This is a genomic window from Sphingomonas sp. 35-24ZXX (assembly GCF_000786215.1).
In the GTDB taxonomy this organism is placed as follows: Bacteria; Pseudomonadota; Alphaproteobacteria; order Sphingomonadales; family Sphingomonadaceae; genus Blastomonas.
This window is the reverse complement of the sequence record NZ_JROG01000007.1, coordinates 97,169-122,743: the sequence shown is the minus strand read 5'-3', so window position 1 is coordinate 122,743 and position 25,575 is coordinate 97,169. Positions and strand designations below refer to the sequence as shown.

The following is a 25,575-nucleotide window of genomic DNA, read 5'->3' as shown; positions in this document are numbered from 1 at the left end:
GGGAGACGAGTCGATGGCGCACAGCTTTGAGATCACCAAGGACAAGGCCGGCGAGTTCCGGGTGCGGTTCAAGTACAATTCGGAAGTGATGTTCACCACCGAAGGCTATGCCAGCAAGGCGTCGGCGAAGAACGCGATCGAATCGATCAAGAAGAACGGCCCCGAAGCCCCGATCGAAGACAACAGCTGAGCCGGGGCACCGCGCGCAAGGTCAGCAGCCCGCGATCCCGCGCTTCGTCGTGAGATAGGTCGCAAAGCTGCCCAGCCAGTGGCTGCCTTCGTAGTTCTTGTCGCTGACCGCGGCGAGACCACTCGTTGCGTGTGCCTTGGCGGTGGCCTGCAGCGCCACAATCCGCGCATCGCCTTCGGGCAGCGCGCTGGCGATGCCTTCCATCGCCCAGGCGCGCGACAGGTTGACGCCATCGAGATGCACCAGCTTGCCATCGGTGGGGTCACGCACTTCGCCGGGCGTCAGCCAGTCGGTCGACCCATCGGCTGGTATCTGCGGCAGGAACCGGCCCAGCCACGCCGCATACTCGGCCTGCGGCATCACTCGCCGCATCAGATCGGCCTCCATCAGGCAGGGGGACAGAAAATCCTCGCCCGAAGGCTCATACGCCAACGGACAGTTCACATCGGCGCGGTGGAATTCGAGCGCCTTGTCGGCGAGCTGCTTTTCGAATGCGGCATTGCCCGTCTGCCGGGCGTAGTCGATCATCAGGCCAAAGGCGAAGGCGCTCTGGTTGTGCGTTCCCAGCCGGATCGGATAGGCCAGCTTGGGCAGCCAGGCCTGGGTTTCGGCCACGATCTTGTCCTCCAGCGGGCGGAGTGTCTCGCGCCAGGCCTTCAGCTTGGGATCGTCGCTCTCGTCGAGCTCGGCCACCAGCTGCAGCAGCCATGCGGTGCCATAGGGTCGCTCGAACCCCTTGCGACCTTCGCCTTCGATATATTTCAGCTCCGCAGCGATATTCTCGGCCGTGAAGCTGCGATCGAGCGCAGCGAGGATCGCAGGCTTCATCGGCGATTGTGTATCGGTCTTGAGGATGCGGACCAGCAGCCAGTGACCGTGCACCGAGCTGTGCCAGTCGAAACAGCCATAGAATGCCGGGGTCAGCTCGGCCGGGGTCCGCGCGTCGGCAGCGCCGTTCAGCACATGCGAAATCTTGTTGGGATATTCCTTGTGGACACAGGTCAATGCCAGTCGGGCGAAGCGGTCGTTCACCGCATCGGGGCGTGCATCGGGGATCGCTGCCTGCTGCGTCTCCTTGCCCGCTTCGGGAGACCCGCATCCAGCAACCAGCACAAGGCTGGCGAGCGCCATCCCCATCGAAAATTTCAGCATGCGTGTCCCTTCCGCGTGTTTCGCGGCGAATACACACCAGTCGGGCGGGAAGGGCAAGCGCGGCGGGAGACCAGGGGCAAATGCGGGATGAAGGGTCAGGAATTTCCCATCTTGCGGCAGTGCACAATAGCTGTCACATCTTGTGCCAATGACAGGGGATAATCCGCACTTTGATGAGATGCTGCTGCCCGATGGTTCGGTGCGCGCGCCCTATAGCGACTTTTGCGACTGGTACAGCGCCCAGGATGCCGCGAGGCTGCGAACCAAGGCGCGCGATGCGGAGAATTTCTTCCGCCGCACCGGCATCACCTTTGCGGTCTATGGCGAGGAAGAGGCGAGCGAGCGGCTGATCCCGTTCGATATCGTGCCGCGTATCATATCGGGCCGCGAATGGGCCCGGCTCAGCCGCGGCATCGAGCAGCGGGTGCGCGCGATCAACGCATTTCTCCACGATATCTACCACCGGCAGGAAATCCTGCGCGCGGGCCGCGTGCCGGTCGAGCTGATCGCCAAGAACGATGCCTATCTGCCGCAGATGATCGGCATGGATCCGCCAGGCGGCATCTACACCCACATCATCGGCGTCGATATCGTGCGCACCGGGCCGGACCAGTTCTATGTGCTCGAGGACAATGCGCGCACCCCGTCGGGCGTGTCGTACATGCTCGAGAACCGCGAGACGATGCTGCACATGTTCCCGGAGTTGTTCCGCAAGAACAGGGTGCGCGAAGTTTCCGATTATCCGCGCAAGCTGCGCCGATCGCTCGCTGCCAGTGCGCCGCGCGGCTGCGCAGGTGCGCCCGAGATCGCGGTGCTGACCCCGGGCATCCACAACAGCGCCTATTTCGAACACAGCTTCCTCGCCGACCAGATGGGGGCCGAACTGGTCGAGGGACACGATCTGCGCGTCGTCGATGGGCGTGTCGCGATGCGCACGACCCAGGGCTACCGCCCGATCGACGTGCTCTACCGCCGCGTCGATGATGATTATCTCGATCCGCTGACCTTCCGTCCGGATTCGGCGCTGGGCGTGCCGGGGATCATGGACGTGTACCGTGCGGGCGGCATCACCATCGCCAATGCGCCGGGCACCGGCATTTCCGACGACAAGGCGATCTACAGCTACATGCCCGAGATCGTCGAATTCTATACCGGCGAGAAGGCGATCCTGGAAAACGTGCCCACCTGGCGCTGCTCCGAGGCGGATTCGCTGGCCTATGTGATGGAGCATCTGCACGAACTGGTGGTCAAGGAAGTTCACGGATCGGGCGGCTATGGCATGCTGGTCGGACCTGCGGCGAGCCGCAAGGAACTCGCCGCCTTCCGCGACAAGCTGAAGGCGCGGCCCGGCAACTATATCGCGCAGCCCACGCTGGCGCTGTCGACCGTGCCGATCATGACCCGGCAGGGGCTGGCACCGCGCCATGTCGACCTGCGGCCGTTCGTGCTCGTCTCGCCCAACGGCATCGACATCACGCCCGGCGGCCTGACGCGGGTCGCGCTGAAGAAAGGATCGCTGGTGGTCAATTCCAGCCAGGGCGGCGGCACCAAGGACAGCTGGGTGCTCGACGAATGAGTGCCGCTGTGGTGATCGAGGGGGCGCGCTGATGCTGGGCAAGACGGCAGGCGGCCTGTTCTGGATGCAGCGCTATCTGGAGCGCAGCGAGAATATCGCGCGACTGGTCGACGCCGGTTTCCGCATTGCGCTCACCCGGTCGGAAGCGGCCGAGGACGAATGGGCATCGGTGCTGACCACCGCCGGGGTGCGCCAGGCCTATTCGCAGCGCTACGACAAGGTCGATGGCTCCAGCGTCATCAACTTCCTGCTGCGCGACAAGGCCAACCCATCGAGCGTGATGTCGGTGATCGAAAGCGCGCGCAACAACGCCCGTCTGGTGCGCACCGCGCTGACCCGCGAGGTGTGGGAAGCGACCAACGAATGCTGGATGACGCTGAAAGAGGCACTGCGCACCCAGATTTCGGACAACGACCTGCCGGATGTGCTCAGCCTGATCCGCCAGCAGAGCGCGCAGGTCCGCGGCGCGCAGAGCGGCACGATGATGCGCAACGACATCTATTTCTTTGCGCAGCTTGGCACCTTCGTCGAGCGCGCGGACAGCACCGCGCGCATTCTGGACGTCAAATATTACGTGCTGCTGCCCTCGCTGTCCTATGTCGGCTCCAGTCTCGACAATGTGCAGTGGGAAACGATCCTGCGGTCGGTCTCGGCCTATCGCGCGTTCCGCTGGCTCAATCCGGGCGAGACCAACCCGCGCAACATCGCCCAGTTCATGATCCTCGATCAGGTGATGCCGCGTTCGTTGGCGTTCTGCGCCAGCCGGATGGCGAGCGCGCTCGAGGCCATCGCGCGCGAATATGGCGGGGCAGGGGAAAGCCTGGCGCTGGCCTCGGCGCTGAGCCGCGAGCTGGCCGGCACCAATATCGACATGATCGTGGACAATGGGCTGCACCAGTTCATCCAGGATTTCATCAAGCGCAACAACGCCATTTCCGCCCAGATCGAGCAGGAGTTCCGCTTCTATCATTGAGGCGGAGAGCGACATCGATACGGGGCGAAACATTTAAGGGTACCGGGTCAACCATGCGGCTGCATATCGTCCATCGCACGTCCTATCATTACGATACGCCGATGCCTTACGCGCTGCAGCGGCTGCGGATGATCCCCAAGGATTCGGCCGGCCAGCGCGTCATCCGCTGGAAGACCGATGTCGAGGGCGGCACCAAGCAGGTCGAATATTTCGATCATCACAACAACCATGTCGAGCTGTTCAGCTTCAACCCCGATCAGCATCAGGTCGTGATCCACTGCGAAGGCGAGATCGAGACCAGCGACCGGGCCGGAATGGTCGGGCAGCACGGCGGATCGGCGCCGCTGTGGTACTTCAAGCGCGAAACCCCGTTCACGCGGGCAGGGCCAGGCATCCGCAAGCTGCTGCGCCAGTTCGACGACCCCGGCACCGCGCAGGGCGACTCGGCGCGACTGCACGCGCTGTCCGAACTGGTGCGCGGCGCGGTTGCGTATGAGATCGGCCAGACCGGGGCCACCACCACCGCCGAAGAGGCGCTGAGCGCAGGCCATGGCGTCTGCCAGGATCATGCGCACCTGTTCATCACTTTGGCCCGGCTGCTGGGCTATCCCGCGCGCTATGTCAGCGGATATCTGCTGATGAACGACCGCATCGACCAAGATGCCGGGCACGGCTGGGCCGAGGTCCACGCCGATGGTCTGGGCTGGGTCGGGTTTGACATATCGAACGGCTATTCGCCCGACGAGCGCTATGTCCGCGTGGCGACGGGCCTGGATTATCGCGAGGCCGCACCGATTGCCGGGATCACCTTCGGTCGCGGCAGCGAAGCGATGACCGTCACCCTGAAGGTGGAGGAAGGCCAGTCCCAATCGCAGTCGCAATCGCAAGGCGGGCAGGCACAATCTCAATCCCAGCAGTCGCAATCGCAGTCCCAGGGCGGGGTTCCGTCCTAGCGGTTTTCCACATGCAAAACCGGGCAGGCGGCATTCGCCCTTGACCGATTGTTGCGCATGATCCCTTATGAACCTCATGCGAATAAAGGGGGAGGACGCTCCTATGACATATTGCGTCGGGATGCGCCTGGACAAAGGGCTGGTGTTCATGTCGGACACCCGGACGAACTCTGGTGTCGACAACATCAGCACCTTCAAGAAGATGTTCACCTGGGAAAAGCCCGGTGATCGCTACATCACCATCATGACGGCCGGCAATCTGGCGACGACCCAGGGCGTGGTCAGCGTGCTCGAGGAACGGACCAAGGCCCCGCACGAGCGCAAGCCATCGATCATGGAAGCGCCCACGATGTTCCAGGTGGCGCGCATCATCGGCGAGGCTCTGCGCGACGAGATCAGCCGCACGCGCTCGATTGCCGGCCAGACCGCGTCCTCCGCCTTCAGCGCGACGATGATCGTCGGCGGCCAGATCAAGGGCATGGATCCCAAATTGTTCATGGTCTACCCCGAAGGCAATTTCATCGAGGCGGGCGACGACACGCCGTTTTTCCAGATCGGCGAGACCAAATACGGGCGGCCCATCCTGGTGCGCGCCTATGACCGCGACATGTCGTTCCACGACGCGATCAAGCTGCTGATGGTGTCGTTCGATTCGACCATCAAGGCGAACCTCTCGGTGGCGCTGCCGCTCGATCTGCAGATCTACGCGTCCAACAGCTTCGCCGGGCGCAACCGCCGTATTTCGGCCAGCGATCCCTATTACAACCTGATCGCCGACCAGTGGAGCGATGCGCTGAAGAACGCTTTCCACTCGCTGCCCGATTATACCGGGTGATGGCGCTTGCATGGGTCAGCCTGCCGACCTAATTTGGCGGCATGACAAACAAAGCGCGCAACATCCTCATTTTTCTGGGCCTTTCCACCGCACTCGTGGGAGGCGCCGGCTGGTATCTGCTGAGCGGCGACACCGCAGAGCTTGATATCGCCGAGGTCAGCGGGCCCTCTCCGGTGATCTCCGCACCGCGCAAGGAAACTTTCCCGACGATCAATGTCGCAGACGTCAAGGTCTGGGGCGCGGGCGAAGCGCCCGAGGCAGCGCAAGGCCTGAAGGTTGCGCGGTTTGCTGACGGTCTTGATCATCCGCGTTCGATGCTGGTGCTGCCCAATGGCGACGTCCTGGTTGCAGAAACCAACAGCCCCCCGCGCGAGAACAAGGGCGTCGAGGGCTTTGTGATGCGCCTGCTGATGAACAAGGCGGGCGCGGGCGTGCCTTCGGCCAATCGTATTGCGCTGCTTCGCGATGCCGATGGCGACGGCAAGGCCGAGGTGAAGACCGCGCTGCTCGAGGGGCTGAATTCGCCTTATGGCATGGCCTTGGTGGGCGACACGCTGTACGTCGCCAATACCGATGCGCTGATGGCCTATCCGTTCACGCCGGGCACGACCAAGATCACCGCCAAGGGCCGCAAGATCATCGATCTGCCCTCGCAGAAGCCCAACAATCACTGGACGCGCAACCTGCTGGCCAATGCCGATGGCAGCAAGCTGTACGTGTCGATCGGCTCTGCCACCAATATCGCCGAAAAGGGGCTGGAGGCCGAAAAGGGCCGTGCGCGGATCATCGAGGTGGATCTGGCGACGGGCAAGAAGCGCGATTATGCCGTCGGCCTGCGCAACCCCGTCGGCATCGCCTGGGAGCCCAATTCCGAGGCCCTGTGGACCGTGGTCAACGAACGCGACATGCTGGGCTCGGACCTGGTGCCCGATTACCTGACCCGGGTCGATGCCGGGATGCACTTCGGCTGGCCGTGGAACTATTGGGGCGGCTATGAGGATTTCCGGGTCGAGCCGCGCCGCCAGGAACTGCGTGAATATACCCGCAGGCCCGACTACGCGCTCGGCAGCCATGTCGCGCCGCTGGGGCTGACCTTCGCCAGCAAGGCGGCACTGGGCGGCGGCTTTGCCAACGGCGCGTTCGTCGCGCTGCATGGTTCGTGGAACCGCAAGCCGGCCTCCGGCTACAAGGTCGTGTTCGTTCCCTTCGGCAGCGATGGCCGCCCGGCGGTGAAGCGCAATGCTGATGGCAAGGTCACTGCGGGCTTGCCGGTCGATGTCCTGACCGGCTTCCTCTCCAAGCAGGGCGATGCCAAGGGGCGGCCCACCGATGTGACGATCGATGCCACTGGCGCCTTGCTGGTGACCGACGATGTCGCCGGGATCGTCTGGCGGGTGAGCAATCCGCAGGTCAAGGCCAAGCCGGTCGAAACCGCCATGCGTTGAACGCTGCCCCCCTCCCGCCTGCGGGAGGGGATGAGACGCATTCCTTCATCAATACAGGAACTTGGCGCGGCCGCCGTGCGTAGATGACGCATGAGCAAGACACATGAAAACCCGACGCCCGCGTCCGAACAGACCCGTCTGTCCGAAAAGGCGCTGAAGCTGAACCAGCAGGACGAGCAGCGGCAGGATGCCGATTATCTCGACCGTCAGACCGATACCCCGAACGAGGGGCGGATCGCCGAGCCTGGCGACCATAACCCGCCGATGGGAGCGCTCGATGCCGAAGGCCACCGGCCTGTGCTCGAACGCTCCAGAAAGGTGAGGTGAGCGGCATGTTGATCCAGTTCAATACCGACAACCGCATCACCGGTGACGAGGCCTTGGCCGCGCAGGCCGAGGACATCATCGCTTCCCGCCTCAACCGCTTCTCGTCGAAGCTGAGCAGGGTCGAGGTGCATCTGGCCGACGTCAACGGCCCCAAGGGCGGCAGCGATGATATCGTCTGCACGATCGAGGCGCGGCCCGAGGGTGGCAAGCCGGTCACCGTCAAGGGCAATGCCGGCCAGGTCGAAAGCGCGCTGCGCGACGCCGCAGACAAGATGCAGGCGTTGCTCGATACGCACTTCGGCAAGCTCCGCACCCACTGACGCGCATTCCAAATGCAAAAAAAGGGCCCGCTGTCACGGCAATGACAACGGGCCCTTTCATGTTCTCGACCGGCGTTACCAGATGCGGATGCGCTGTTCCGGCGGCAGGTACAGCGCGTCGCCCGGCTGGACGTTGAACGCCTTGTACCATTCGTCGAAATTGCGGACGGTGCCGTTGGCGCGGTAGTTCGGCGGCGAGTGCGAGTCCGTCTGCAGCTGCTGACGCAGCGCCTGTTCGCGCGACTTGTTCCGCCACACCTGCGCCCAGGCCATGAAGAAGCGCTGATCGCCGGTCATGCCGTCGATCACCTTGTCCTCCTTGCCATTGAGGTGGATCTTGTAGGCGCGATAGGCCATCGAAAGTCCGCCGACATCGCCGATGTTCTCGCCCAGGGTCAGCGCGCCGTTGACGCAGGTCTTGCCGTCGTCGAGCGGGCACAATGCGCTGTACTGCGCGACTAGCGCGCTGGTCAGCTTCTTGAAATTGGCCTGATCCTCGGGCGTCCACCAGTCGCGCAGCACGCCATCTCCGTCCGACTTCGATCCCTGATCATCAAAGCCATGGCCCATTTCGTGGCCGATGACTCCGCCGATCGCGCCATAGTTCACTGCCGGGTCGGCCGACAGGTTGAAGAACGGCGGCTGCAGGATTGCGGCCGGGAAGACGATCTCGTTACGCGGCGGCGAATAATAGGCATTCACCGTCTGCGGCAGCATGAACCATTCGGTCTTGTCGATCGGCTTGCCGAGCTTGCCGATATTGTCCTTGTAGGCCCATGTCCCCGCCGCGATCGCGTTGTCGAGCGCCTTGCCGGGGGTGATCTTCAGGCTGTCATAGGTCTCGAACTTTTCGGTGTAGCCGATCTTGGGGGTGAACTTGGCCAGCTTGTCGCGGGCCTCGACCTTGGTGGCTTCGCCCATCCAGGTGATGTCGGTGAGGTTCGCCGCCATCGCCTTGCGCAGGTTGCCGACCAGCTCGTCCATGGCCGCCTTGTTGGCCGCCGGGAAATAGCGGTCCGCATAGATCTTGCCGACGATCTCGCCCATCGATCCTTCGACCGCCGCCACGCCGCGCTGCCAGCGTTCGCGCTGCTTCTGCTGACCGCCCAGGACGGTGCCGTAGAAGGCGAAGCTGGCGGCATCGATGTCCGAAGGCAGCACGCTGGCCGCGCTCGACAGGAAGCCGGCTGCCAGCCACGCCTGCCAGGCCTCGATCGGCGCGGTGTTGGCGAGCTTGAACAGCGCGGGGATGCCGCCGCCGAGCTTGGCCGCCTGTTCGGGGGTCATCTTTTCGGTCGCCAGCTCTTCAGCCGTCGGGGTCAGCTGCCGCACGACGAATTCCTGCTGGCCGTCGACACCCACCGTCTTGATGAAGGTCTCGACCGGAAAACCGCCGCCCAGCGCGATCATCTCGGCCTTGGTCATCTTGTTATAGGTGATGTTGCGGTTGCGGCCGACGGCGCGGTCCCAATGCTCGGTCGCGATCGCCTTCTCAAGATCATAGACCATCTGCGCGGCCGCTGCCGGATCGGGATAGCCTGCCTTGCCCATCAGGAAGGTCAGATACTGCATATAGGCAGCGCGGATCTTCACGTTGGCTTCGCTGTCGACCAGATAATAATCGCGGTCGGGAAGGCCGATGCCCGCCTGGGTCACCTGGAAGATGTACTTGTCGGTCTGCTTGGAATCGATGTCGACAAAGCCGGCAACCGGGCTGCGGAAACCGGGGGTGCCGAACAGCTTGGCCAGATCCTCGCGGGTCTTGGCGGCCTTGATCTTGTCGAGATAGGGCTGGGCAGGGGCCAGGCCCGCTGCATCGATCGCCGCCGTGTCGAGATAGGCGTTGTAGAATGCGGCGACCTTGCCTGCGCCAGTCTGCGGATCGGGCTTGGTCGCGGCCAGCTCGTCGATGATCTTGCGCACGCGCTGCTCGGACTTTTCCGCCAGCAGAGTGAACGCGCCATAGCGCGTGCGATCTGCGGGCATTTCGAACGTGTCGAGCCACTTGCCGTTGACATAGGCATAGAAGTCATCGCCCGGCTTGATGGCGGGGTTCATCAGCGTGGTATCGACGCCCCAGGTGCCCCAATAATCGCGCGCGGTGGTGGTGATGCCCTCGGCATCGGGCGTGCCGCTCATCGAGGCATCGCCCGGCGCGTCGGCATCCTCGATCAGCAGATCGATGTCGCTCGTCTGACTCTCAGGCGCCTGCGCTCGCGCGGGCACCGTGGCCAGCGCGATCAGCGCGGCCGATGCAAACAGGATATTCTTGACCATTCATAGCTCCCCGGATGTCTGATTGTGCCCGCACGTGCGGGCAACCGCTGGCATCCCGCAAGATAGCGGGCAGCGGCTATGGGCGAGAGCGTAGAGAGACGCCCGTCCGCCCGCCAGGCTTTTCGGCAGGCGGCAGGTCAGCGTCGACAAACGGCGTGGCGATCAGCTGTCTGCGGTGTCGCTCACCGGGCTCCAGCGCGACCAGCCGGGTTCGGAGATGGTCTTGCGGCCGGGGAGCACGCTGCGGCTTTCGGTGCCGGCGAGCTCCGTGGACTGTTCGCGGATGGTGCGCATCGCGTGCCAGTGCGATGTGGCCTTTTCCTGCGTCAGGTTGACCGTCATATAGCCGCGGATTCCGGTATCGGCCCATTTGAGCTGCGGATTGCCGCGGATCAGCGCGCCGGCGACATCCTTGGCCGGAATTGTCGGAGCATACGCTTCAAATCCCGGCGATGTGACCGCATGGCCTGCGAACTCGACGCCAGCCGGCTTGCCATCGGCGGCAAGATCGAAGCCCCAGCCGTTGTGGCTATCGCCCGACAGCACGACAAGGTCGGCATCCACCCCCTGCGCTGCCTTGAGCAGAGCCTCGCGCTGCACGGGGTAGCCGTCCCACGCGTCCATGTTGAACGGAAGGCCCGCCTTGCTCGCGGCCAGACCTGCGGCCGATCGGGTGCGGACGATCTGCGGCGCGTCCTTGGGCACCCAGTCAGCGGTTTCGAGCGGCAGCTTGAGCGATCCCATTACGCATTGCTGCGCCCAGACCTGCCAGCGCGTGCCCGATGCCTTGGATGCCTTGAACTGCTCACCCAGCCAGCGCGCCTGATCGTCACCCAGCATCCGGCGCGACGGGGCCATCCAGGTCTCGTCGCGGAACTTGGCGAGCGCCTGTGCGAGGTCACCGCCGCCGGCAAACGCCTCGGCCAGCTCGGCAGGCTTGTCGCGTCCGGAAAGGCGGCTTTCGGTGCGGATGATAGTGGCGAGATTGCCGATCTGGTAGCTGCTCCACAGCGCATCGGCCGGGGTCAGGTCGGCGACCGGCATCCATTCGCGATAGACCTGTTCGGCGATGCGCCGCCGGGTCGCATAATCGCCCTCGGTCGCATCCTGATGGTTCTGCGCGCCGCCCTTCCAGGCGTCGTTGGCGATTTCATGATCGTCCCACATCGCGATCATCGGCACGCTCTGGTGCAGGGCCTGCAGATCGGGATCGAGCCGGTAGCTGGCATAGCGCAGACGGTAATCGGCCAGCGTCACCATCTCGTGGTCGGGCTGCACCATGCGCCCGGCCAGCGCCTGGCCGCGGGTGGGATACACATCGGGACCGTATTCATAGATATAGTCGCCCAGATGCAGCGCCAGATCGATATCCTTGCGCGCGGCGGCATGGCCATAAGCGTTAAACCAGCCGAAGGGCAGGTTGGAGCATGAGAACACGCCGAGGTTGAACGCGCTTGTCTCCCCCTTCGGCAGCGTGCGCGTGCGCCCGATCGGCGACTTGCTCCCATCGGCGGCGACGAAGCGATAGAAATACCAGCTGTCGGGCTTCAGCCCGGTGACGGTGATCTTGGCGATATGATCGCGCGCACCGCTCGCGGTGACCGATCCGCCGCCCACGGTCTTGGCGAAATCGGGGCTGGTCGAAAGCTCAGCGGTGAGGCGGGTGTCGCTGTCGCCGACGAAGCGCGTCCACAGCAGCACCGAATCGGCGCTCGGCTCGCCGCTCGCCACCCCATGCGAAAACCCGCGCGCCGATGTGAATGCCAGCGCAGCGCCTGGCAGCGACAGCGCGGCAAGGCCGAAGGTGCCGGCCTTGATGAGCAGCCTGCGATCGATCGTCATGGTCATGGGGGTGGCCTCTCCTGCGGAATCTTGGGTTTTGCGCATCGGACAGCGCCGGGGCCTTTTGGTCAAGAGCGATGTCGGGCGTGTGACAATCCGCAAAAAAGCCGAAAATTACAGAAATATGACATTAAGGAGTATTTTATGTGACATCCATATTGCCACGGCTGTCACATAAGCGTAGCATTTGCCTTGTCACCAACAGAAAGGACATGATGACATGACCACCAAAGTTATCGCAATCGCGGCCCTGGCCGCCCTCGGTATGGCTGCTCCGGGCATTGCCCAGCCTGTGCAGAACCGGGCGGCGGCGACCGAAATCGGCTATGAGACTGGCGCGCTGGGCTATGCTGCGCTGCTCAAGGGCAATTATCCGGCCGCGCTCGAACAGATGCAGGCCGCCGAAAAACAGGTTTCTCCGGCCGCCCGTCGTGATCCCGCAAGGTTGATCAACATGGGTCTGGCCTATGCCAAGATGGGCGACATGGTCTCGGCACGCAGCCACTATCAGGCGGCGATCGACACCGAGCGGTCGTTCGATGTGATCCTGGCCGATGGCCGGGTGATGGACAGCCGGGTCGCGGCGCGCCATGCGCTTCGCCGTCTCGATCAGGGCTATGCCAGCCGCTGATCGCGCAGCACCTTCATACCTCAACCTTCAGCAGCCCGGTCGAACATGGTTCGGCCGGGTTTTGCATTGTCCCCGCGCCCGACTGTTGCCGATTGGCCACCCATGAGCGGCATAATGGGGCGCGGCGATGGTCTGCAACCGTCGCGCAATGCCTCATTTCGGCACACGACCGCTCGCTCTGGCTGAATGAAAATGCTATAAAATCAAGATGATGATGCACAAATAGCGTCGATTGTCGCACGATTTTCACAAATGACTCCGAAGAGTCACAAACCTGACTCCCATCTGTCATCAAAATGGCCCCGCAGGTTCATCATGCCTGCCTATCAGCCCCCTCGAGCGACGTTCCAGGGGGTGGAATCACATCATCTCCGCTCGTTCCTGAAAAGCCGACAGCCAGTTCTGTCCAGATTTGCGGAGATTCCAAGATGCTCAATGCACGTGTTCGTTCGGTCCTGATGGCTTCGGCCGCTGCCCTGGTGGTGACGGCCTGTGGTGCAGACGATGTCGCATCGCCCGGTGAAGGCGTGGTCGTTGTGCCCGCCCCGGCTCCGGCACCTGCTCCGGCCCCCGCGCCGACCCCCACTCCGACGCCGACCCCGACCGGCCCGGCTGCCGATTGCCCCAATGGCACCGCCAATGTCGGCACCATCACGCTGGGCGGCGGCGCGGTTGCCCGCAACTGCCAGCTCTCCGGCACGCTGACGACCAACCTCGTCATTCCGCGTCGCGCCGGCACCGTCTATTCGCTTTCGGGCCGCGTTCAGGTCGGCGTCGATGTCGGCCCCACCGGCAACACCGGCACCTCGGCCATCCTGACCATCGAGCCGGGCGTGACCTTCTTCGGTTCGTCGGGCGCGGACTTCCTGCTCGTCAACCGCGGTTCGCAGCTGTTCGCTGAAGGCACCGCCGAGCGTCCGATCATCTTTACCGCCCGCGACAACATCACCGGAACCGCCACCGCCAACTCCAAGGGCCTGTGGGGCGGCGTCGTGATCCTCGGCCGTGCGCCGCTGTCGGATTGCGCCACCGGTTCGCCGACCAACCCGGGCGGCACCCGCACCGATTGCTCGGGCGTGGTGGAAGGTACCAACGCCAACTACGGTGGCGCCGTGCCGACCGACAACTCGGGCCGCATTTCGTTCTTCCAGGTTCGCTATTCGGGCTTCGAAGTGCAGCCGGGCAACGAGCTCAACGGCATCACGCTGGCCGGCGTCGGCTCGGGCACGTTCTTCCAGAACGTCCAGGTCTACAACAGCTCTGATGACGGCATCGAATGGTTCGGTGGACGCGTCAACGGCCGCAACCTCGTCGGCCTCGGCAATGACGACGACACGTTCGACATGGATCTGGGCTACAAGGGCTTCAACCAGTTCCTCATCGGCGTGCAGACCGCCAGCGCCAACCACGTGATCGAAGGCGATTCGAACGGCAACGAACAGGCAGAACCGCGCACCGCGTGGTCGATGTCGAACGCGACCTTCGTGTCCACCCAGACCACCGCTGACGAAGCGGCGATCCTGCTGCGCGGCGGCATGGACTTTGCCGCGTTCAACAGCGTGATCAGCGGTCCGGGCTGGTGCCTCGATGTCGACAGCGCCGTGACGATGCAGGCGACTGGCACCGCCGGTGCCGGCGACGAAGCCGGTCCGCCGCGCTTTGAATCGGTGTTCCTCAGCTGCCCGAATGCCTTCACCGACGATGGCAACGTCACCGTGGCGGCAATCCAGGCGCTGTTCACCGCCGGATCGAACAACACCACCAACGGCACCTCGACGCTGTCGGGCATCTTCATCAACGGCGCGAACGAAACCGCGCGTCCGGTGTTCAACGTGACGTCGATCAACAGCTTCTACACCGCAGTCACCTATATCGGTGCGGTGCGCGATGCTGCCGACACGCGCTTCCAGGGATGGACCTGCGGCCTGTACAGCACGACGCCTGCTTGCACCGCCGTGCCGAGCATTCCCACGACCTGATAGCAGACCGCTGACCGGATGCGGGGCGGCGGCGAACAAGCGCCGCCGCCCCTTTTTTGAATTACTGGAGGGACTCATGGCGAAAATCACGCCGCTTTCATTCGCTGCATTGCTGATGGTCAGTACCGGCCTGGTTTCGCCAGCCGCATTTGCCCAGGAAGCGCCTCCCCCTGCGCCGCAGGCCGATCCCGCAGAGTCTGCTGTCGAAGAGCCGGTTGAAGAAGAGATCGAGATCTCGGGTCCCGGTGCTGGCGGCAATGAAGAGATCGTGGTGCGTGGCCGCTTCATCCCCAATCCCATCAAGGCGACGCCCGAAGTCGTATCGGTGTTGAGCGAGGCGGATATCGCCCGCACTGCCGATGGCGATATCGCAGGCTCGCTGCAGCGCGTGACCGGCCTCAGCGTCGTCGGCGGCCGCTTCGTGTTCGTCCGCGGCCTGGGCGAGCGCTATTCGCTCGCGCTGCTCAACGGCTCGCCGCTGACATCGCCCGACCCGCTGCGCCGTACGGTGCCGCTTGACATCTTCCCGACCAGCGTCATCGCCTCGACCACCATCCAGAAGAGCTATTCGGTGGATTATCCGGGCGAATTCGGTGGCGGCGCCATCAACCTCACCACCAAGTCGGTACCCCGCGATCCGTTCTTCAAGATCGAATTCGGCACCGGCGGCGACACGATCACCACGGGTGAGGTGGGCTATACCTATTTCGGTTCGTCGACCGACTTTACCGGCTTCGACAATGGCGCGCGTACCTTGCCCGCCAACCTGCGCAACGCTTTTGCATCGGGCAACCCGATTGCGGCCGGCGCCAATTTCACCGCCGCACAGGTGCGTGACCTGACCGCAAGCCTCGCTAATGCCAACACCTCGCTGATCCAGCGCAACAACAACATCCCGGTCAACTTCTCCGGCCAACTGAGCGGCGCGACCAGCTTTCTGGTGGGTGATGTCAACATCGGCATCGTCGGTGCCGCCGGCATCAACAACACCTGGCGTACGCGCGGCGGCGTCCAGCAGATTTCGCAGGGCATCGTTCCGGTGGCCGGCGTCGATACGCTGCTGCCCGACATCAACTTCAACTATCTGACCACCGAGAACCGCATCGTCGTCAACGGCCTGTTCGGCGTGACCGCGGATGTCGGCGAGCACAAGTTCAAGCTCACCAACATCTACATCCGCGATACGCTCAAGGATGCGTCGATCCGCGAAGGTATCGACGCGCGCGTCACCGATACCCGGCTGATCAACCGGAGCCGCACCAACTGGTTCGAACGTCAGCTGATGAACACCCAGTTCGTCGGCGAGATGAAGTTCGACAATTTCCGCCTCAACTTCCGCGGCAGCTACGCCAATTCGCAGCGCGAAGCGCCGTACGAGCGGACCTTCGACTATACCTTCAGCGCCCTGGCCAACGACTTCGTCAATGACCTGCAGTCGGCGGGCGAAGGCGCGCGTATCGCGTTCAGCGATCTCGACGACAACGTCTATGGCGCCAATGTCGATCTGGCCTATGAAACCGATATCGGCGTGCCGATCACCTTCTCGGCCGGCTATGCCTATTACAAGAACGACCGTACCTCGATCCGCCGCGACTTCCGCTTCCTGAGCGGCAACGGCCCGCTGCCCTTCGCTGTGTCGCAGCAGCGCCCCGACTTCCTGCTCTCGGACTTCAACGTCTATACCTATGACGTGCGCCTAGTCGAAACCTCGGGCACCAACGGCGCAGCGGCCTATTCGGCGGGCCTCGAGGTCCATGCAGGCTATGTCCAGTTCGAGGCCGAACTGGCTGAGAGCCTGAGGCTGCAGGCGGGTGTCCGCTATGAGGATGGTGACCAGTTCGTGCTGCCGATCGACCTGTTCGGTCTGGGCAGCGCCAATCTGGTGGCGACCAACATCAAGAAGGACGACTTCCTGCCGGCGGCGACGCTGACCTGGAACCTCGAAGAGAACATGCAGATCCGGTTCGCCGCATCGAAGACGATTGCCCGCCCGCAGTTCCGCGAACTGGCGCCGCAGCAGTATCTCGATCTGGAATTCGACCGCACCTTCTTCGGCAACCCATTCCTCAAGAACAGCCGCCTGATCAACCTGGAAACGCGCTTCGAATGGTATTTCGATCGCGATCAGCGCCTGACCGCAGCGGTGTTCTACAAGGACATCAAGGATCCGATCGAGAACCTGGGCTTCCGCCAGGGCGACAACTTCTTCACCACCTTCGCCAACGCACCGACGGCGACGCTGTACGGCGCGGAAATCGAGCTGGTGAAGTATTTCGACATGATCGATCTGGGCGGTTCCTTCTTCGACGAACGCCGGATGCTGCTCGCGGGCAACTATACCTTCACCAATTCCGAGGTGAAGGTGACCGCGCAGGACCAGATCGCCGATCCTCTGAGCGGTGCGATGGTGCCGGCCTCGACGATCTTCCGCACCGGCGGTTTCGCGCTGACCGGCCAGTCCGACCATATTGCCAACGTCCAGTTCGGCATGGAAAGCACCGGCGAGCGGTTGTCGCAGCAGACGATCCTGCTGTCTTGGAACAGCAACCGCGTGACCAACCGTGGTCCGGCGGGACAGCCCGACTTCGTCGAATTCACCGGTCCGCGGCTCGACTTCGTCTGGCGCGAAGGCTTCAAGCTGTTCAACCGGGTGGGTGAACTCAAGTTCGAGGCGCGCAACCTGCTGAGCACCGATTATGTCGAGTTCCAGCGTCTCAACAACTCGCTGATCCGCAATAACGCCTATGAAATCGGCCGGGCCTTTTCGATCAGCGCTTCGCTGGAATTCTGATCGCGCATCCTTGCCGATAGACCTGCAAAGGGGGAGCCGGTGGCGACCGGCTTCCCTTTTTGCGTCCAGACTGTGCCTGCAAACGCGACAGGCCATTCAAATATCTGTCACAAACTGGTAATCCAAGCGTCATCCAGCGCGCCTAGCAGCGTCTGAGGGCCATGGGGATCGGCCTGCAACGGGGAGTGATTCGTGGCATCAGCGGCCCAAAATGGCGCGCAGACCGGCCTCAGTGCTTCGCTTTCCCGATTCCGGTCGGCGCGATTCGAAGCCGGGAGCACCGGGCTTGGGCGCTTTCTGCCCCAGGGCCTTTATGGCTGGTTGCGGGCCCTGCTGGTGCTGGCTTTGGTAATCCAGGTGGCGCGGCTTGTCTGGACAATCGTCACCCCGATTGCGCCGCTGGGCGACTGGCAGGCGCGCACCGCCAACGTGATGTCCCCTGCTGCACGGGCCGCGTTGTTCGCGAGCTTCGACGGTTTTGATCGGGCGGCGGCCGCAGGCGATGCCAGCGCAGCGGTCACCTCGCTTGACCTGACGCTTTACGGATTGCGGATGAACGAGGCGTCGGGCGGTGGTTCGGCGATCATTGCCGGATCGGATGGCGTCCAGCGCAGCTTCGATGTCGGCGAAGAGGTATCGCCCGGGGTCAAGCTGGTGCAGGTGCTGTTCGACCATGTCGTGATCGAGCGCAGTGGTGCGCGCGAAAGTCTGTTTCTCGATCAATCGGTACCAGCGGATACCGTGGGCGATGCGCCGCTTGGCGCGGCTCCGCCCGCAGGCGCAGGCGCACCCCCGGTGGTTCAGGCCCCGGGACCGCTGACGCCCGAGGCGATCACCGGCGGCATCGGTTTTGCACCGCGCACCGAAAACGGCCGCGCGACCGGCTTTGCGGTGACCCCCAAGGGCGATGGTTCGGTGTTTGCGCAGGCCGGGTTCAAGCCCGGCGACATCGTGATTGAAATCAACGGTCGCAAGGTCGCGTCCGCCGCCGACGGCGCCGCGCTCTCCGGGCAGATCCGCCCGGGCGCACGCCTCTCGCTTGTTATCGAACGTGGCACGGAAACCCTTCCCATTGCCCTGATCATCCCGGAAAAATGAAAAAACACAGCTCTCTTTTCGCGCTGGGCGCGGCACTCGCCCTGGCCACGCAGCTGGCATCCCCGCTGTTTGCGCAGCACAGCCTGAACGTGCGCGACGCCGATGTCCGCGCCTTTATTGAGGACGCAGCCTCGGTCACGGGCCGCACGTTCATCATCGACGGCCGTGTGCAGGGCAAGGTTTCGGTCGTGACCGATCGGCCGCTCAGCCGCAGCGAATATTTCGAGGTGTTCCTCTCCACGCTGCGCGCCAACGGGCTGATCGCGGTGCCGACCGCCAACGGCGCCTACCGCATCCAGCCGACAGATGGCGCAGCATCCGCGCCGGGTCGGATCGGCAGCCGCGGCGGGCAGAACGAGTTCGTGACCGAGGTGTTCCGCCTGCGCGCGATCGACGCGACCACCGCGGTGGAAACGCTGCGGCCTCTGGTCAGCCGCGAGGGATCGATCACCGCCAACCGCAGCGGCAACAGCTTGGTCGTCGCCGATTATGCCGACAACATCCGCCGTATCCGCGCGCTGATCGGCCAGATCGACCGCGACAACGCGACGACACAGGTCATCACGCTCAGCCATGCCGGCGCGCGCGAGATTGCGATGACGCTGCAGCAGCTCGCACCCGCGCCCGGTGGTGGCGCGGAAGGCGGCGGCGGGGGTGCGCCTCTGGTCTCCGTCGTGGCGGTCGACAGCAGCAATTCGGTCGCGCTCCGCGGTGATGCGCCGACCGTCGCGCGGCTGACGGCGATCGCCAAGGAGCTGGATGCGCGCGCCGCCAATGGCAGCGAAATCCGCGTCATCTGGCTGGATTACGCCGATGCCGAGCAACTGGTGCCGGTGCTGCAGATGATGGTCGGCGGGCAGGGCGGCGGCAGCGTCCAGCCGATGGCCGCTGCGGCGTCTGCTGCGCCTTCGGCCAATGGCGCGACGCCAGCAGCGGCCTCTGCTCCGATCGGCGGCGCGGTGGGCCTTTCCAACGGTCGCGGCACGGCGATAATCACGCGCTATGAGGGCGCAAATGCGGTGATCATTTCCGCACCGGTCGATGTCCAGCGTTCGCTCGCCGAGCTGGTGCGCCAGCTCGATATCCGCCAGGAGCAGGTGCTGGTCGAGGCGATCATCGTCGAGATTTCGGACCGCGTCGCGCGCGAGCTGGGCGTCCAGTTCCTGATCGGCGGCAAGGACATTCCGTTCCTCGTCACGCCGTTCTCGAATGTCGCGCCCAATATCCTCGATATCGCGGGCGGCATTCTCGCGAATGATCTCGACGAGACCACCACGGTGATCAACGGCGATACCGTGACCACCAGCACCAACAGCGCGGTGGGCGACTTCCTGAGGCAGAACGCGGCCAACCGCATTCTGGGTGCGCGGGGCGGATACACCGGCTTTGCCGCCGATATCGGCAACAACCGCGTGCTGGGCGCGATCATCAATGCCGTGCAGGAAGACAGCGAGTCGAACATCCTCTCGACCCCGTCGCTGACCGTGAACGACAATGTGCAGGGCTCGATCCTTTTCGGTCAGGAGATCCCGATCAGCACCGGCGAAGCGCTGTCGAACAATTTCGACAACGCCTTCCGCACCATCCAGCGCCAGAATGTCGGCATCGAGCTGGAGGTGAAGCCGCAGATCAACGCGGGCAACCAGGTCAAGCTCGACATCCGGCAGGAGGTCAGCTCGATCGTCGGCCCGGTCAGCAACGATTTCAACGAGCTGATCATCAACAAGCGCGAGGTGAAGACCACGGTCACGGTCAAGGACCGCGAAATCATCGCCTTGGGCGGTCTGCTCGACGACAACGAGCGGCGGACGATCCAGAAGATTCCGCTGCTGGGCGATATTCCGCTGATCGGCGAGCTGTTCAAGTCGCGCGGCAAGGAGCGGACCAAGACCAATCTGATGGTCTTCATCCGCCCGACGATCCTGCGCACATCCGAGGACGCGCAGGCCATCGCCGCGCGCCGCTACAATTACGTGCGCGCCGCGCAGATCGAGTTCAACCCCAAGGCCGAGCCCTCGCTCGACACGATAGTGCGCGATTATCTGGGAGCAAACGTGCCGGTGGCGCCGCCCGCAGGCCCGACCGACCAGGTGATCAGCCCGCGCGCGATGCCCAGCAGCGCTCCGCTCGACAGCACGACTTTGCCCCCGAGCAATGCAGAGCAGCTGCCGCCGATCAATGGAGGCCAGCCATGAAGATCCGAAAGGGCGATACGAGCGAGGGAGCCGCCGATCCGGCCGCGATCGCCGATGCGCCGATCGATCTGGCGCCCGACCGTGCGCTTGCGCGGATGATGCTCGACATTCCCTATGGCTTCGCCCGCGACAACGGTGTCGTCATGCTGGGCGAGGCGGACGGACGGATGAAGGTCGCGCTGCGCGAAGGCGCGGACCCGATCACCTTGCTTGAAGTCAGGCGCTATCTGGCGATGCCGTTCGATGTCGAGCTGACCCCGGTCGCGCAGTTCGAGCGCTACCTGTCCGATCATTACGCGGTCGAGGGCAATGCCGCCGCGATGGCGCATTCGATGAACATCGATGGCGGCGATCTGGAACTGCTGGCGAGCGATCTGCCCAGCGCCGAAGATCTGCTCGACAGCGCCGACGACGCACCCGCGATCCGCCTGATCAACGGTGTGATCGCCGAGGCCGCGCGCCAAGGCGTGTCGGACATCCATATCGAGCCTTATGAAACCGGGCTGGTCATCCGCATGCGCATGGATGGCGTGCTGCAGGAAAAGCTGCGCATGCCGCCCAATGTCGCCCCGGTGATCGTCAGCCGCATCAAGGTGATGGCACGCCTCGACATTGCCGAACGTCGCGTGCCGCAGGACGGCCGCATTGGCCTCACCATCGGTGGCAAGCTGCTCGATGTGCGCGTTTCGACATTGCCGAGCCGGGCTGGGGAGCGCGTCGTGCTGCGCCTGCTCGACAAGGAAAATGCCAATATGGATCTGGGGCTGCTGGGCATGAGCCCGCGCACCCACAAGATCCTGGCGGAGGCGCTGACCGAGCCCAATGGCATCATCCTGGTCACGGGTCCCACCGGATCGGGCAAGACGACCACGCTCTATTCGTGCCTGAAGCAGCTCAACGATGGCTCGCGCAATATGCTGACCGTCGAGGATCCGGTCGAATATGCGATCGAGGGTGTCGGCCAGACGCAGGTCAACCCCAAGGTCGGCCTGACCTTTGCCGCGGGCCTTCGCGCCATCCTGCGCCAGGACCCCGATGTGGTGATGATCGGCGAAATCCGCGATCACGAAACCGCCGAGATTGCGGTGCAGGCCTCGCTGACCGGGCATCTGGTGCTGTCCACCGTCCACACCAACGATGCCATCGGTGCGATCACCCGCATGCGCGACATGAAGATCGAGCCGTTCCTGCTCGCGTCGACCTTGCGCGCGGTGGTCGCGCAGCGGCTGGTGCGGCGGCTGTGCCCCGAATGCCGCGAGCCGGTGCAGGCCGATGGATCGCTCGCCTCGCTGCTCGGCTTCGACAAGGGCACCGTGGTCTATCGCCCTGTCGGCTGCGATTCGTGCAACCATACCGGCTTTGCAGGGCGTATCGGCGTGTTCGAGGCGGTGCGGGTCGACGAGACCATCCGCCGCCTGATCAACGACAATGGCGACGAGGCGATCATCGCCCGACATGCCTTCCTCAACGCGCCGAACCTGGGATCTGCTGCGCGCGAACTAGTACGGACCGGCCAGACCACGGCGGAAGAGGCAATCCGCATTTCGCGGCGTGAGGCGGAACCTGTGCCGCCCGAAATGATCGATGGCTGACTTTGCCTATCGGGTGATCGATTCGGCCGGGCGCGAGCGGGAAGGGCGCATCCGCGCGCCGTCCGATGCGCAGGCGCGCGCTGCGTTGATCCGCAAGGCGTTCCACATCGTCACCGTCACCCCAGCACCGCCGCGCAAGGCGTTCCTGACCCAGCGCGTCGCGCGATTGAGCCCCAAGCAACTGACCCTGTTCACCCGGCAGATGTCGTCGCTGATGAGTGTGAGCCCTTTGGAAGAGGCGCTGCGCACGATCAGCCGCCAGACCGAAAAGGCCAATGCCCGCGAGGTGCTGATCAACGTCCATGCCGGCGTGATGGAGGGCCAGTCGCTCGCCGAGGCCATGGCCCGCGAGCCGCGCAGCTTCCCGCCGCTCTATCGCGCGATGATCAGCGCGGGCGAAAGCTCGGGCTCGCTGCCGGTGATCACCGAGCGGCTGGCCGCGCTGCTCGAGCAGCAGGCCGAGGTGCGCGGCAAGCTCATCTCCGCGCTTGCCTATCCTATCATCCTCACGCTGGTTGCGATCGGCGTTGTTGCCGGGCTGATGATCTCGGTGGTGCCACGCGTGGTCGAGCAGTTCGATAACGCGCAGACCCAGCTGCCGCTGATCACCCGCATCGTCATCGGCATTTCCGCCGTGCTGGCTGATTACTGGTGGCTGATGGCGCTGGTGCTGCTGCTGGCAGGTCTTGGCTTCTGGCGCGCGATGAAAGTGCCCGCGTTCAAGTACCGGGTCGATAGCTTCGTGCTCAAGCTGCCGTTCATCGGGCGGCTGATCCGTGACATGAACGCGGCGCGGCTCGCGCGGACGCTGTCGACCATGGTGCAGAGCCGCCTGCCGCTGCTCGAGGGCATGAAGCTCACCACCCGCACGGTGCGCAACAGCGTGCTGCGCGAAGCGCTGGAAGAGGCCGTCGAGGCGATCCGTTCGGGCGGTTCGCTGTCTGCCGCGCTGCGAAATGCGGGGACATTTCCGCCTCTGCTGGTGTATCTTGTCGCCAGCGGCGAGAGCGCAGGCCAGCTTGACACCATGCTGGAGCGCGCGGCCGATTATCTGGAGCGGGAGTTCCGCAACTTCACCTCCACCGCGATGGCGCTGCTCGAACCCGCCATCATCGTGGTGATGGGCGGGGCAGTCGCCCTGATCATCCTGTCGATCCTGCTGCCGATCCTGCAGCTGCAAAACCTGACTGGCTTATGAGGACCAACATGCTGAATATCCGATCCGCGCTGTTGAAGCGTCTGTCGCCCAAGGCGCGCAAGCGTGCCAACGGATTTACCCTGGTCGAGCTGATGGTGGTGATCTTCATCATCGGTCTGCTGGCGACGATCGTCGTCATCAACGTGCTGCCCAGCCAAGACCGCGCGATGACCGAGAAGGCGCGCAGCGACATTGCGACCTTGAGCCAGGCGCTCGAGATGTACCGGCTCGACAATCTTGCCTATCCGGGTTCGGCCGAGGGCCTGAATGCGCTGATCACCGCGCCGCCGACGCTGGCGCAGCCGGGGCGCTATCGCAGCGGTGGGTATATCAAGAAGCTGCCGCAGGACCCCTGGGGCCGCCCCTATCAGTATATCAGCCCCGGCACGACCGGCGCGTTCGATCTCTATTCGCTGGGTGCCGATGGCGCGCCTGGCGGCGAGAACGAGAATGCGGACATCACCGCCGATGGGGCTTGAGCCCTCAAAACCCCTCCCCAGCAAGCTGGGGAAGGATTTCAGGAACGGCTTCACCCTGATCGAGCTGATGGTGGTGCTGTTCATCATCGGGCTGGTGGCAGGCGCGGTGGTGCTTTTGATTCCCGGCGACAGCGCGGCGCTCTCCGAAGATGCCGACCGCTTTGCCGCGCGCGTCGCGGCGGCGCGTGACGAGGCGGTGGTGAGCGCGCGCCCCATCGCGGTGTGGATCGCGCCTTCGGGCTATGGCTTCGATGTGCGGCAGGACCGGCAATGGGTGCCGCTGAACGCGCGCACGCTTGCGAACCGTGACTGGAAGCCGGGGACCATGGCGCGAATCGAGGGCGAGGCAGCGGAAACGGTGGTGCCTCCAGGCGCGGACCCCGCAGCCGCAGCGCCATCACGCGCGCGCTTCTGGTTCGACAGCACGGGCCTGCCCAACATGCCGGTCACCGTGCTGCTCTCGCGCGGTGCCAACAGCGACCGGATCGTGATCAGCGCAACCGGCGAGGTCGGTCGCCCCAAATAGTCAGCGCCAGCGCAGGTTGTCGCGCCCCAGCTGATCAAGCCGGGTCGCCCCCATCAGCTTCATGCCGCGTTCGATCTCGCCGCGCAGATTGCTCAGGGTCCGCTCGACACCGCGCTGCCCCCCGGCGGCGAGCGCATAGAGGTACAGCCGCCCGCCCGAACACGCCTTGGCGCCGACGCTCAGCGCCTTCAAAACATGCGTGCCACGGGTGATGCCGCCATCGCAGATCACCTCGATCCTGTCGCCGACCGCATCGACGATCTCGGCGAGCTGGTCGAACGGCGCGCGGCTGCCGTCGAGTTGCCGACCGCCATGGTTGGACACCATGATCGCGGTCGCCCCGATCGCGACCGCGCGGCGCGCGTCCTCGACGCTCATGATGCCCTTGAGGCAGAACGGGCCGTCCCAGGCCTTGCGGATGTCCTCGGCCATCGCCCAGTCCATGTTCTGGTCCAGCATGGTGTTGAAATAGTCCGCGACCGAGATTGCCGCGTCGCTGCCCGCTGCGACATGGCTTTCAAGATTGGGCAGCGAGAACCGCTCGCGCGCCAGATAGTTGAGCGTCCATCGCGGGTGCATCGCAAAGCTCGCCGCGGACGAGGGGGTGAGCTTGGGCGGCGAGGTGAAGCCGGTGTGCAGGCAGCGTTCGCGCTTGCCCGAGACGATGGTGTCGACTGTGAGCGCCAAGGCATCGAACTTGGCCGCCTTGGCTGCCTGGATCAGCGCGGCGTTCAGGCCTTTGTCCTTGTGGACGTAGAGCTGGAACAATTTGGGGCTGGCGATGCTGTCGCCGATCTCGGCCAGGCTGACGGTGGCGAGCGAGGAGATGCCGAAAAAGGTGCCGAACTTTTCCGCCGCCGCGCCGACCGCTTTCTCGCCGCGCCAGTGGAACAGGCGTTGCAGTGCAGTGGGGGAGAGGAACAGCGGCATGTCGATCTTGCGCCCCATCAGCGTTGTCGACATGTCGATATCCGCCACGCCCGCGAGCACATTGGGAACGAGGTCGCATTCCTCGTAGGCCGTGGTGTTGCGGTTGCGCGTGACCTCGTCGTCGGCGGCGCCATCGATATAATGGAACACCGGATAGGGCAGCTTCTTGCGCGCGAGTTCGCGAAAATCATCGACCGTGTGGCAATCGGCCAGCCGCCGCACCGGAAAACGTCGCATTGATATGTGCCCCTGACTCGATCCGAAAT

General features: G+C 64.2%; 21 protein-coding genes. 17 read left to right on the top strand and 4 right to left on the bottom strand.

The window, feature by feature from the left end; genetic code table 11:
* The first annotated feature begins 13 nt into the window (after positions 1-13).
* On the top strand, positions 14-190 hold the full coding sequence (locus LI72_RS19655) for a YegP family protein (RefSeq protein ID WP_081984993.1): 177 nt from the start codon (positions 14-16) through the stop codon (positions 188-190).
* A 21-nt stretch (positions 191-211) separates the two neighbouring features.
* Here LI72_RS19655 and LI72_RS13680 read toward each other — a convergent pair whose 3' ends face one another.
* Complete coding sequence (locus LI72_RS13680) at positions 212-1,342, bottom strand: DUF2891 domain-containing protein (protein ID WP_081984991.1); 1,131 nt, start codon at positions 1,340-1,342, stop codon at positions 212-214.
* A gap of 148 nt (positions 1,343-1,490) precedes the next feature.
* Between LI72_RS13680 and LI72_RS13675 the strand changes: the two genes are divergently transcribed.
* The 7 genes from LI72_RS13675 (at position 1,491) to LI72_RS13645 (ending at position 7,771) form a co-directional block, all read left to right on the top strand.
* On the top strand, positions 1,491-2,918 hold the full coding sequence (locus LI72_RS13675; RefSeq protein WP_033926498.1) for a circularly permuted type 2 ATP-grasp protein: 1,428 nt from the start codon (positions 1,491-1,493) through the stop codon (positions 2,916-2,918).
* 31 nt (positions 2,919-2,949) lie between these two features.
* On the top strand, positions 2,950-3,891 hold the full coding sequence (locus LI72_RS13670) for an alpha-E domain-containing protein (RefSeq protein WP_033926497.1): 942 nt from the start codon (positions 2,950-2,952) through the stop codon (positions 3,889-3,891).
* A 53-nt stretch (positions 3,892-3,944) separates the two neighbouring features.
* Positions 3,945-4,844, top strand: a complete 900-nt coding sequence (locus LI72_RS13665; protein WP_033926496.1) for a transglutaminase family protein — start codon at positions 3,945-3,947, stop codon at positions 4,842-4,844.
* Positions 4,845-4,947: 103 nt separating this feature from the next.
* On the top strand, positions 4,948-5,679 hold the full coding sequence (locus tag LI72_RS13660; RefSeq protein WP_033926495.1) for a proteasome-type protease: 732 nt from the start codon (positions 4,948-4,950) through the stop codon (positions 5,677-5,679).
* 41 nt (positions 5,680-5,720) lie between these two features.
* Positions 5,721-7,124 (top strand): PQQ-dependent sugar dehydrogenase, encoded by a 1,404-nt coding sequence (locus LI72_RS13655; protein ID WP_033926494.1) that lies wholly within the window; start codon positions 5,721-5,723, stop codon positions 7,122-7,124.
* Positions 7,125-7,214: 90 nt separating this feature from the next.
* Positions 7,215-7,451, top strand: a complete 237-nt coding sequence (locus tag LI72_RS13650) for a hypothetical protein (RefSeq protein ID WP_033926493.1) — start codon at positions 7,215-7,217, stop codon at positions 7,449-7,451.
* Between the two features lie 5 nt (positions 7,452-7,456).
* Entirely contained in the window at positions 7,457-7,771 is a 315-nt protein-coding gene (locus LI72_RS13645; protein ID WP_033926492.1) for an HPF/RaiA family ribosome-associated protein, read from the top strand.
* Between the two features lie 75 nt (positions 7,772-7,846).
* Here LI72_RS13645 and LI72_RS13640 read toward each other — a convergent pair whose 3' ends face one another.
* A complete protein-coding gene (locus tag LI72_RS13640; protein ID WP_033926491.1) occupies positions 7,847-10,048 on the bottom strand; it encodes a M13 family metallopeptidase in 2,202 nt (733 codons plus the stop codon).
* Between the two features lie 162 nt (positions 10,049-10,210).
* Positions 10,211-11,896 (bottom strand): alkaline phosphatase D family protein, encoded by a 1,686-nt coding sequence (locus LI72_RS13635; protein ID WP_052129843.1) that lies wholly within the window; start codon positions 11,894-11,896, stop codon positions 10,211-10,213.
* A 214-nt stretch (positions 11,897-12,110) separates the two neighbouring features.
* Here LI72_RS13635 and LI72_RS13630 point away from each other — a divergent pair, with 214 nt between their 5' ends.
* From LI72_RS13630 to LI72_RS13590, 9 genes are all read left to right on the top strand, one after another.
* On the top strand, positions 12,111-12,521 hold the full coding sequence (locus LI72_RS13630) for a tetratricopeptide repeat protein (RefSeq protein ID WP_033926490.1): 411 nt from the start codon (positions 12,111-12,113) through the stop codon (positions 12,519-12,521).
* A 428-nt stretch (positions 12,522-12,949) separates the two neighbouring features.
* Positions 12,950-14,500: a hypothetical protein gene (locus tag LI72_RS13625; RefSeq protein WP_033926489.1), complete on the top strand. Its 1,551-nt coding sequence runs from the start codon at positions 12,950-12,952 to the stop codon at positions 14,498-14,500.
* A gap of 76 nt (positions 14,501-14,576) precedes the next feature.
* On the top strand, positions 14,577-17,291 hold the full coding sequence (locus tag LI72_RS13620) for a TonB-dependent receptor domain-containing protein (RefSeq protein ID WP_033926488.1): 2,715 nt from the start codon (positions 14,577-14,579) through the stop codon (positions 17,289-17,291).
* Positions 17,292-17,483: 192 nt separating this feature from the next.
* Positions 17,484-18,389 carry a type II secretion system protein N gene (locus tag LI72_RS13615; protein WP_081984989.1) on the top strand — a complete coding sequence of 302 codons (906 nt, stop codon included), beginning with the start codon at positions 17,484-17,486 and terminating at the stop codon, positions 18,387-18,389.
* The gene (gspD, locus tag LI72_RS13610; protein ID WP_033926487.1) at positions 18,386-20,584 is read left to right on the top strand and encodes a type II secretion system secretin GspD; all 2,199 of its coding nucleotides are present in this window, start codon (positions 18,386-18,388) and stop codon (positions 20,582-20,584) included. Before LI72_RS13615 ends, gspD begins: the two co-directional genes overlap by 4 nt.
* 95 nt (positions 20,585-20,679) lie before the next feature.
* Positions 20,680-22,176, top strand: coding sequence for a type II secretion system ATPase GspE (gene gspE / locus LI72_RS13605; RefSeq protein WP_052129923.1), 1,497 nt, complete (start codon positions 20,680-20,682; stop codon positions 22,174-22,176).
* A complete protein-coding gene (gene gspF, locus LI72_RS13600) occupies positions 22,169-23,374 on the top strand; it encodes a type II secretion system inner membrane protein GspF (RefSeq protein WP_033926486.1) in 1,206 nt (401 codons plus the stop codon). The genes gspE and gspF overlap by 8 nt, the downstream gene beginning before the upstream one ends.
* A complete protein-coding gene (gene gspG / locus LI72_RS13595; protein WP_156139619.1) occupies positions 23,371-23,853 on the top strand; it encodes a type II secretion system major pseudopilin GspG in 483 nt (160 codons plus the stop codon). The genes gspF and gspG overlap by 4 nt, the downstream gene beginning before the upstream one ends.
* Positions 23,825-24,379 (top strand): GspH/FimT family pseudopilin, encoded by a 555-nt coding sequence (locus LI72_RS13590; protein ID WP_231562479.1) that lies wholly within the window; start codon positions 23,825-23,827, stop codon positions 24,377-24,379. The genes gspG and LI72_RS13590 overlap by 29 nt, the downstream gene beginning before the upstream one ends.
* On the opposite strand, the gene LI72_RS13585 is transcribed toward LI72_RS13590, so the two are convergent.
* Positions 24,380-25,546: an alpha-hydroxy acid oxidase gene (locus LI72_RS13585; protein WP_033926485.1), complete on the bottom strand. Its 1,167-nt coding sequence runs from the start codon at positions 25,544-25,546 to the stop codon at positions 24,380-24,382.
* Positions 25,547-25,575 lie beyond the last annotated feature (29 nt).

Excerpts from the sequence above, each read along its gene's own strand:
- LI72_RS13670 (WP_033926497.1), top strand. The coding sequence starts at position 2,950 with ATGCTGGGCAAGACGGCAGGCGGCCTGTTCTGGATGCAGCGCTATCTG.
- gspD (WP_033926487.1), top strand. The coding sequence starts at position 18,386 with ATGAAAAAACACAGCTCTCTTTTCGCGCTGGGCGCGGCACTCGCCCTG.
- LI72_RS13590 (WP_231562479.1), top strand. The coding sequence starts at position 23,825 with ATGCGGACATCACCGCCGATGGGGCTTGAGCCCTCAAAACCCCTCCCC.
- LI72_RS13585 (WP_033926485.1), bottom strand. The coding sequence starts at position 25,546 with ATGCGACGTTTTCCGGTGCGGCGGCTGGCCGATTGCCACACGGTCGAT.
- LI72_RS13630 (WP_033926490.1), top strand. The coding sequence starts at position 12,111 with ATGACCACCAAAGTTATCGCAATCGCGGCCCTGGCCGCCCTCGGTATG.
- gspF (WP_033926486.1), top strand. The coding sequence starts at position 22,169 with ATGGCTGACTTTGCCTATCGGGTGATCGATTCGGCCGGGCGCGAGCGG.
- LI72_RS13640 (WP_033926491.1), bottom strand. The coding sequence starts at position 10,048 with ATGGTCAAGAATATCCTGTTTGCATCGGCCGCGCTGATCGCGCTGGCC.
- LI72_RS13625 (WP_033926489.1), top strand. The coding sequence starts at position 12,950 with ATGCTCAATGCACGTGTTCGTTCGGTCCTGATGGCTTCGGCCGCTGCC.
- gspE (WP_052129923.1), top strand. The coding sequence starts at position 20,680 with ATGATGCTCGACATTCCCTATGGCTTCGCCCGCGACAACGGTGTCGTC.
- LI72_RS13635 (WP_052129843.1), bottom strand. The coding sequence starts at position 11,896 with ATGACCATGACGATCGATCGCAGGCTGCTCATCAAGGCCGGCACCTTC.
- gspG (WP_156139619.1), top strand. The coding sequence starts at position 23,371 with ATGAGGACCAACATGCTGAATATCCGATCCGCGCTGTTGAAGCGTCTG.
- LI72_RS13680 (WP_081984991.1), bottom strand. The coding sequence starts at position 1,342 with ATGCTGAAATTTTCGATGGGGATGGCGCTCGCCAGCCTTGTGCTGGTT.
- LI72_RS13665 (WP_033926496.1), top strand. The coding sequence starts at position 3,945 with ATGCGGCTGCATATCGTCCATCGCACGTCCTATCATTACGATACGCCG.
- LI72_RS13675 (WP_033926498.1), top strand. The coding sequence starts at position 1,491 with ATGACAGGGGATAATCCGCACTTTGATGAGATGCTGCTGCCCGATGGT.
- LI72_RS13645 (WP_033926492.1), top strand. The coding sequence starts at position 7,457 with ATGTTGATCCAGTTCAATACCGACAACCGCATCACCGGTGACGAGGCC.
- LI72_RS13655 (WP_033926494.1), top strand. The coding sequence starts at position 5,721 with ATGACAAACAAAGCGCGCAACATCCTCATTTTTCTGGGCCTTTCCACC.
- LI72_RS13660 (WP_033926495.1), top strand. The coding sequence starts at position 4,948 with ATGACATATTGCGTCGGGATGCGCCTGGACAAAGGGCTGGTGTTCATG.
- LI72_RS13620 (WP_033926488.1), top strand. The coding sequence starts at position 14,577 with ATGGCGAAAATCACGCCGCTTTCATTCGCTGCATTGCTGATGGTCAGT.
- LI72_RS19655 (WP_081984993.1), top strand. The coding sequence starts at position 14 with ATGGCGCACAGCTTTGAGATCACCAAGGACAAGGCCGGCGAGTTCCGG.
- LI72_RS13650 (WP_033926493.1), top strand. The coding sequence starts at position 7,215 with ATGAGCAAGACACATGAAAACCCGACGCCCGCGTCCGAACAGACCCGT.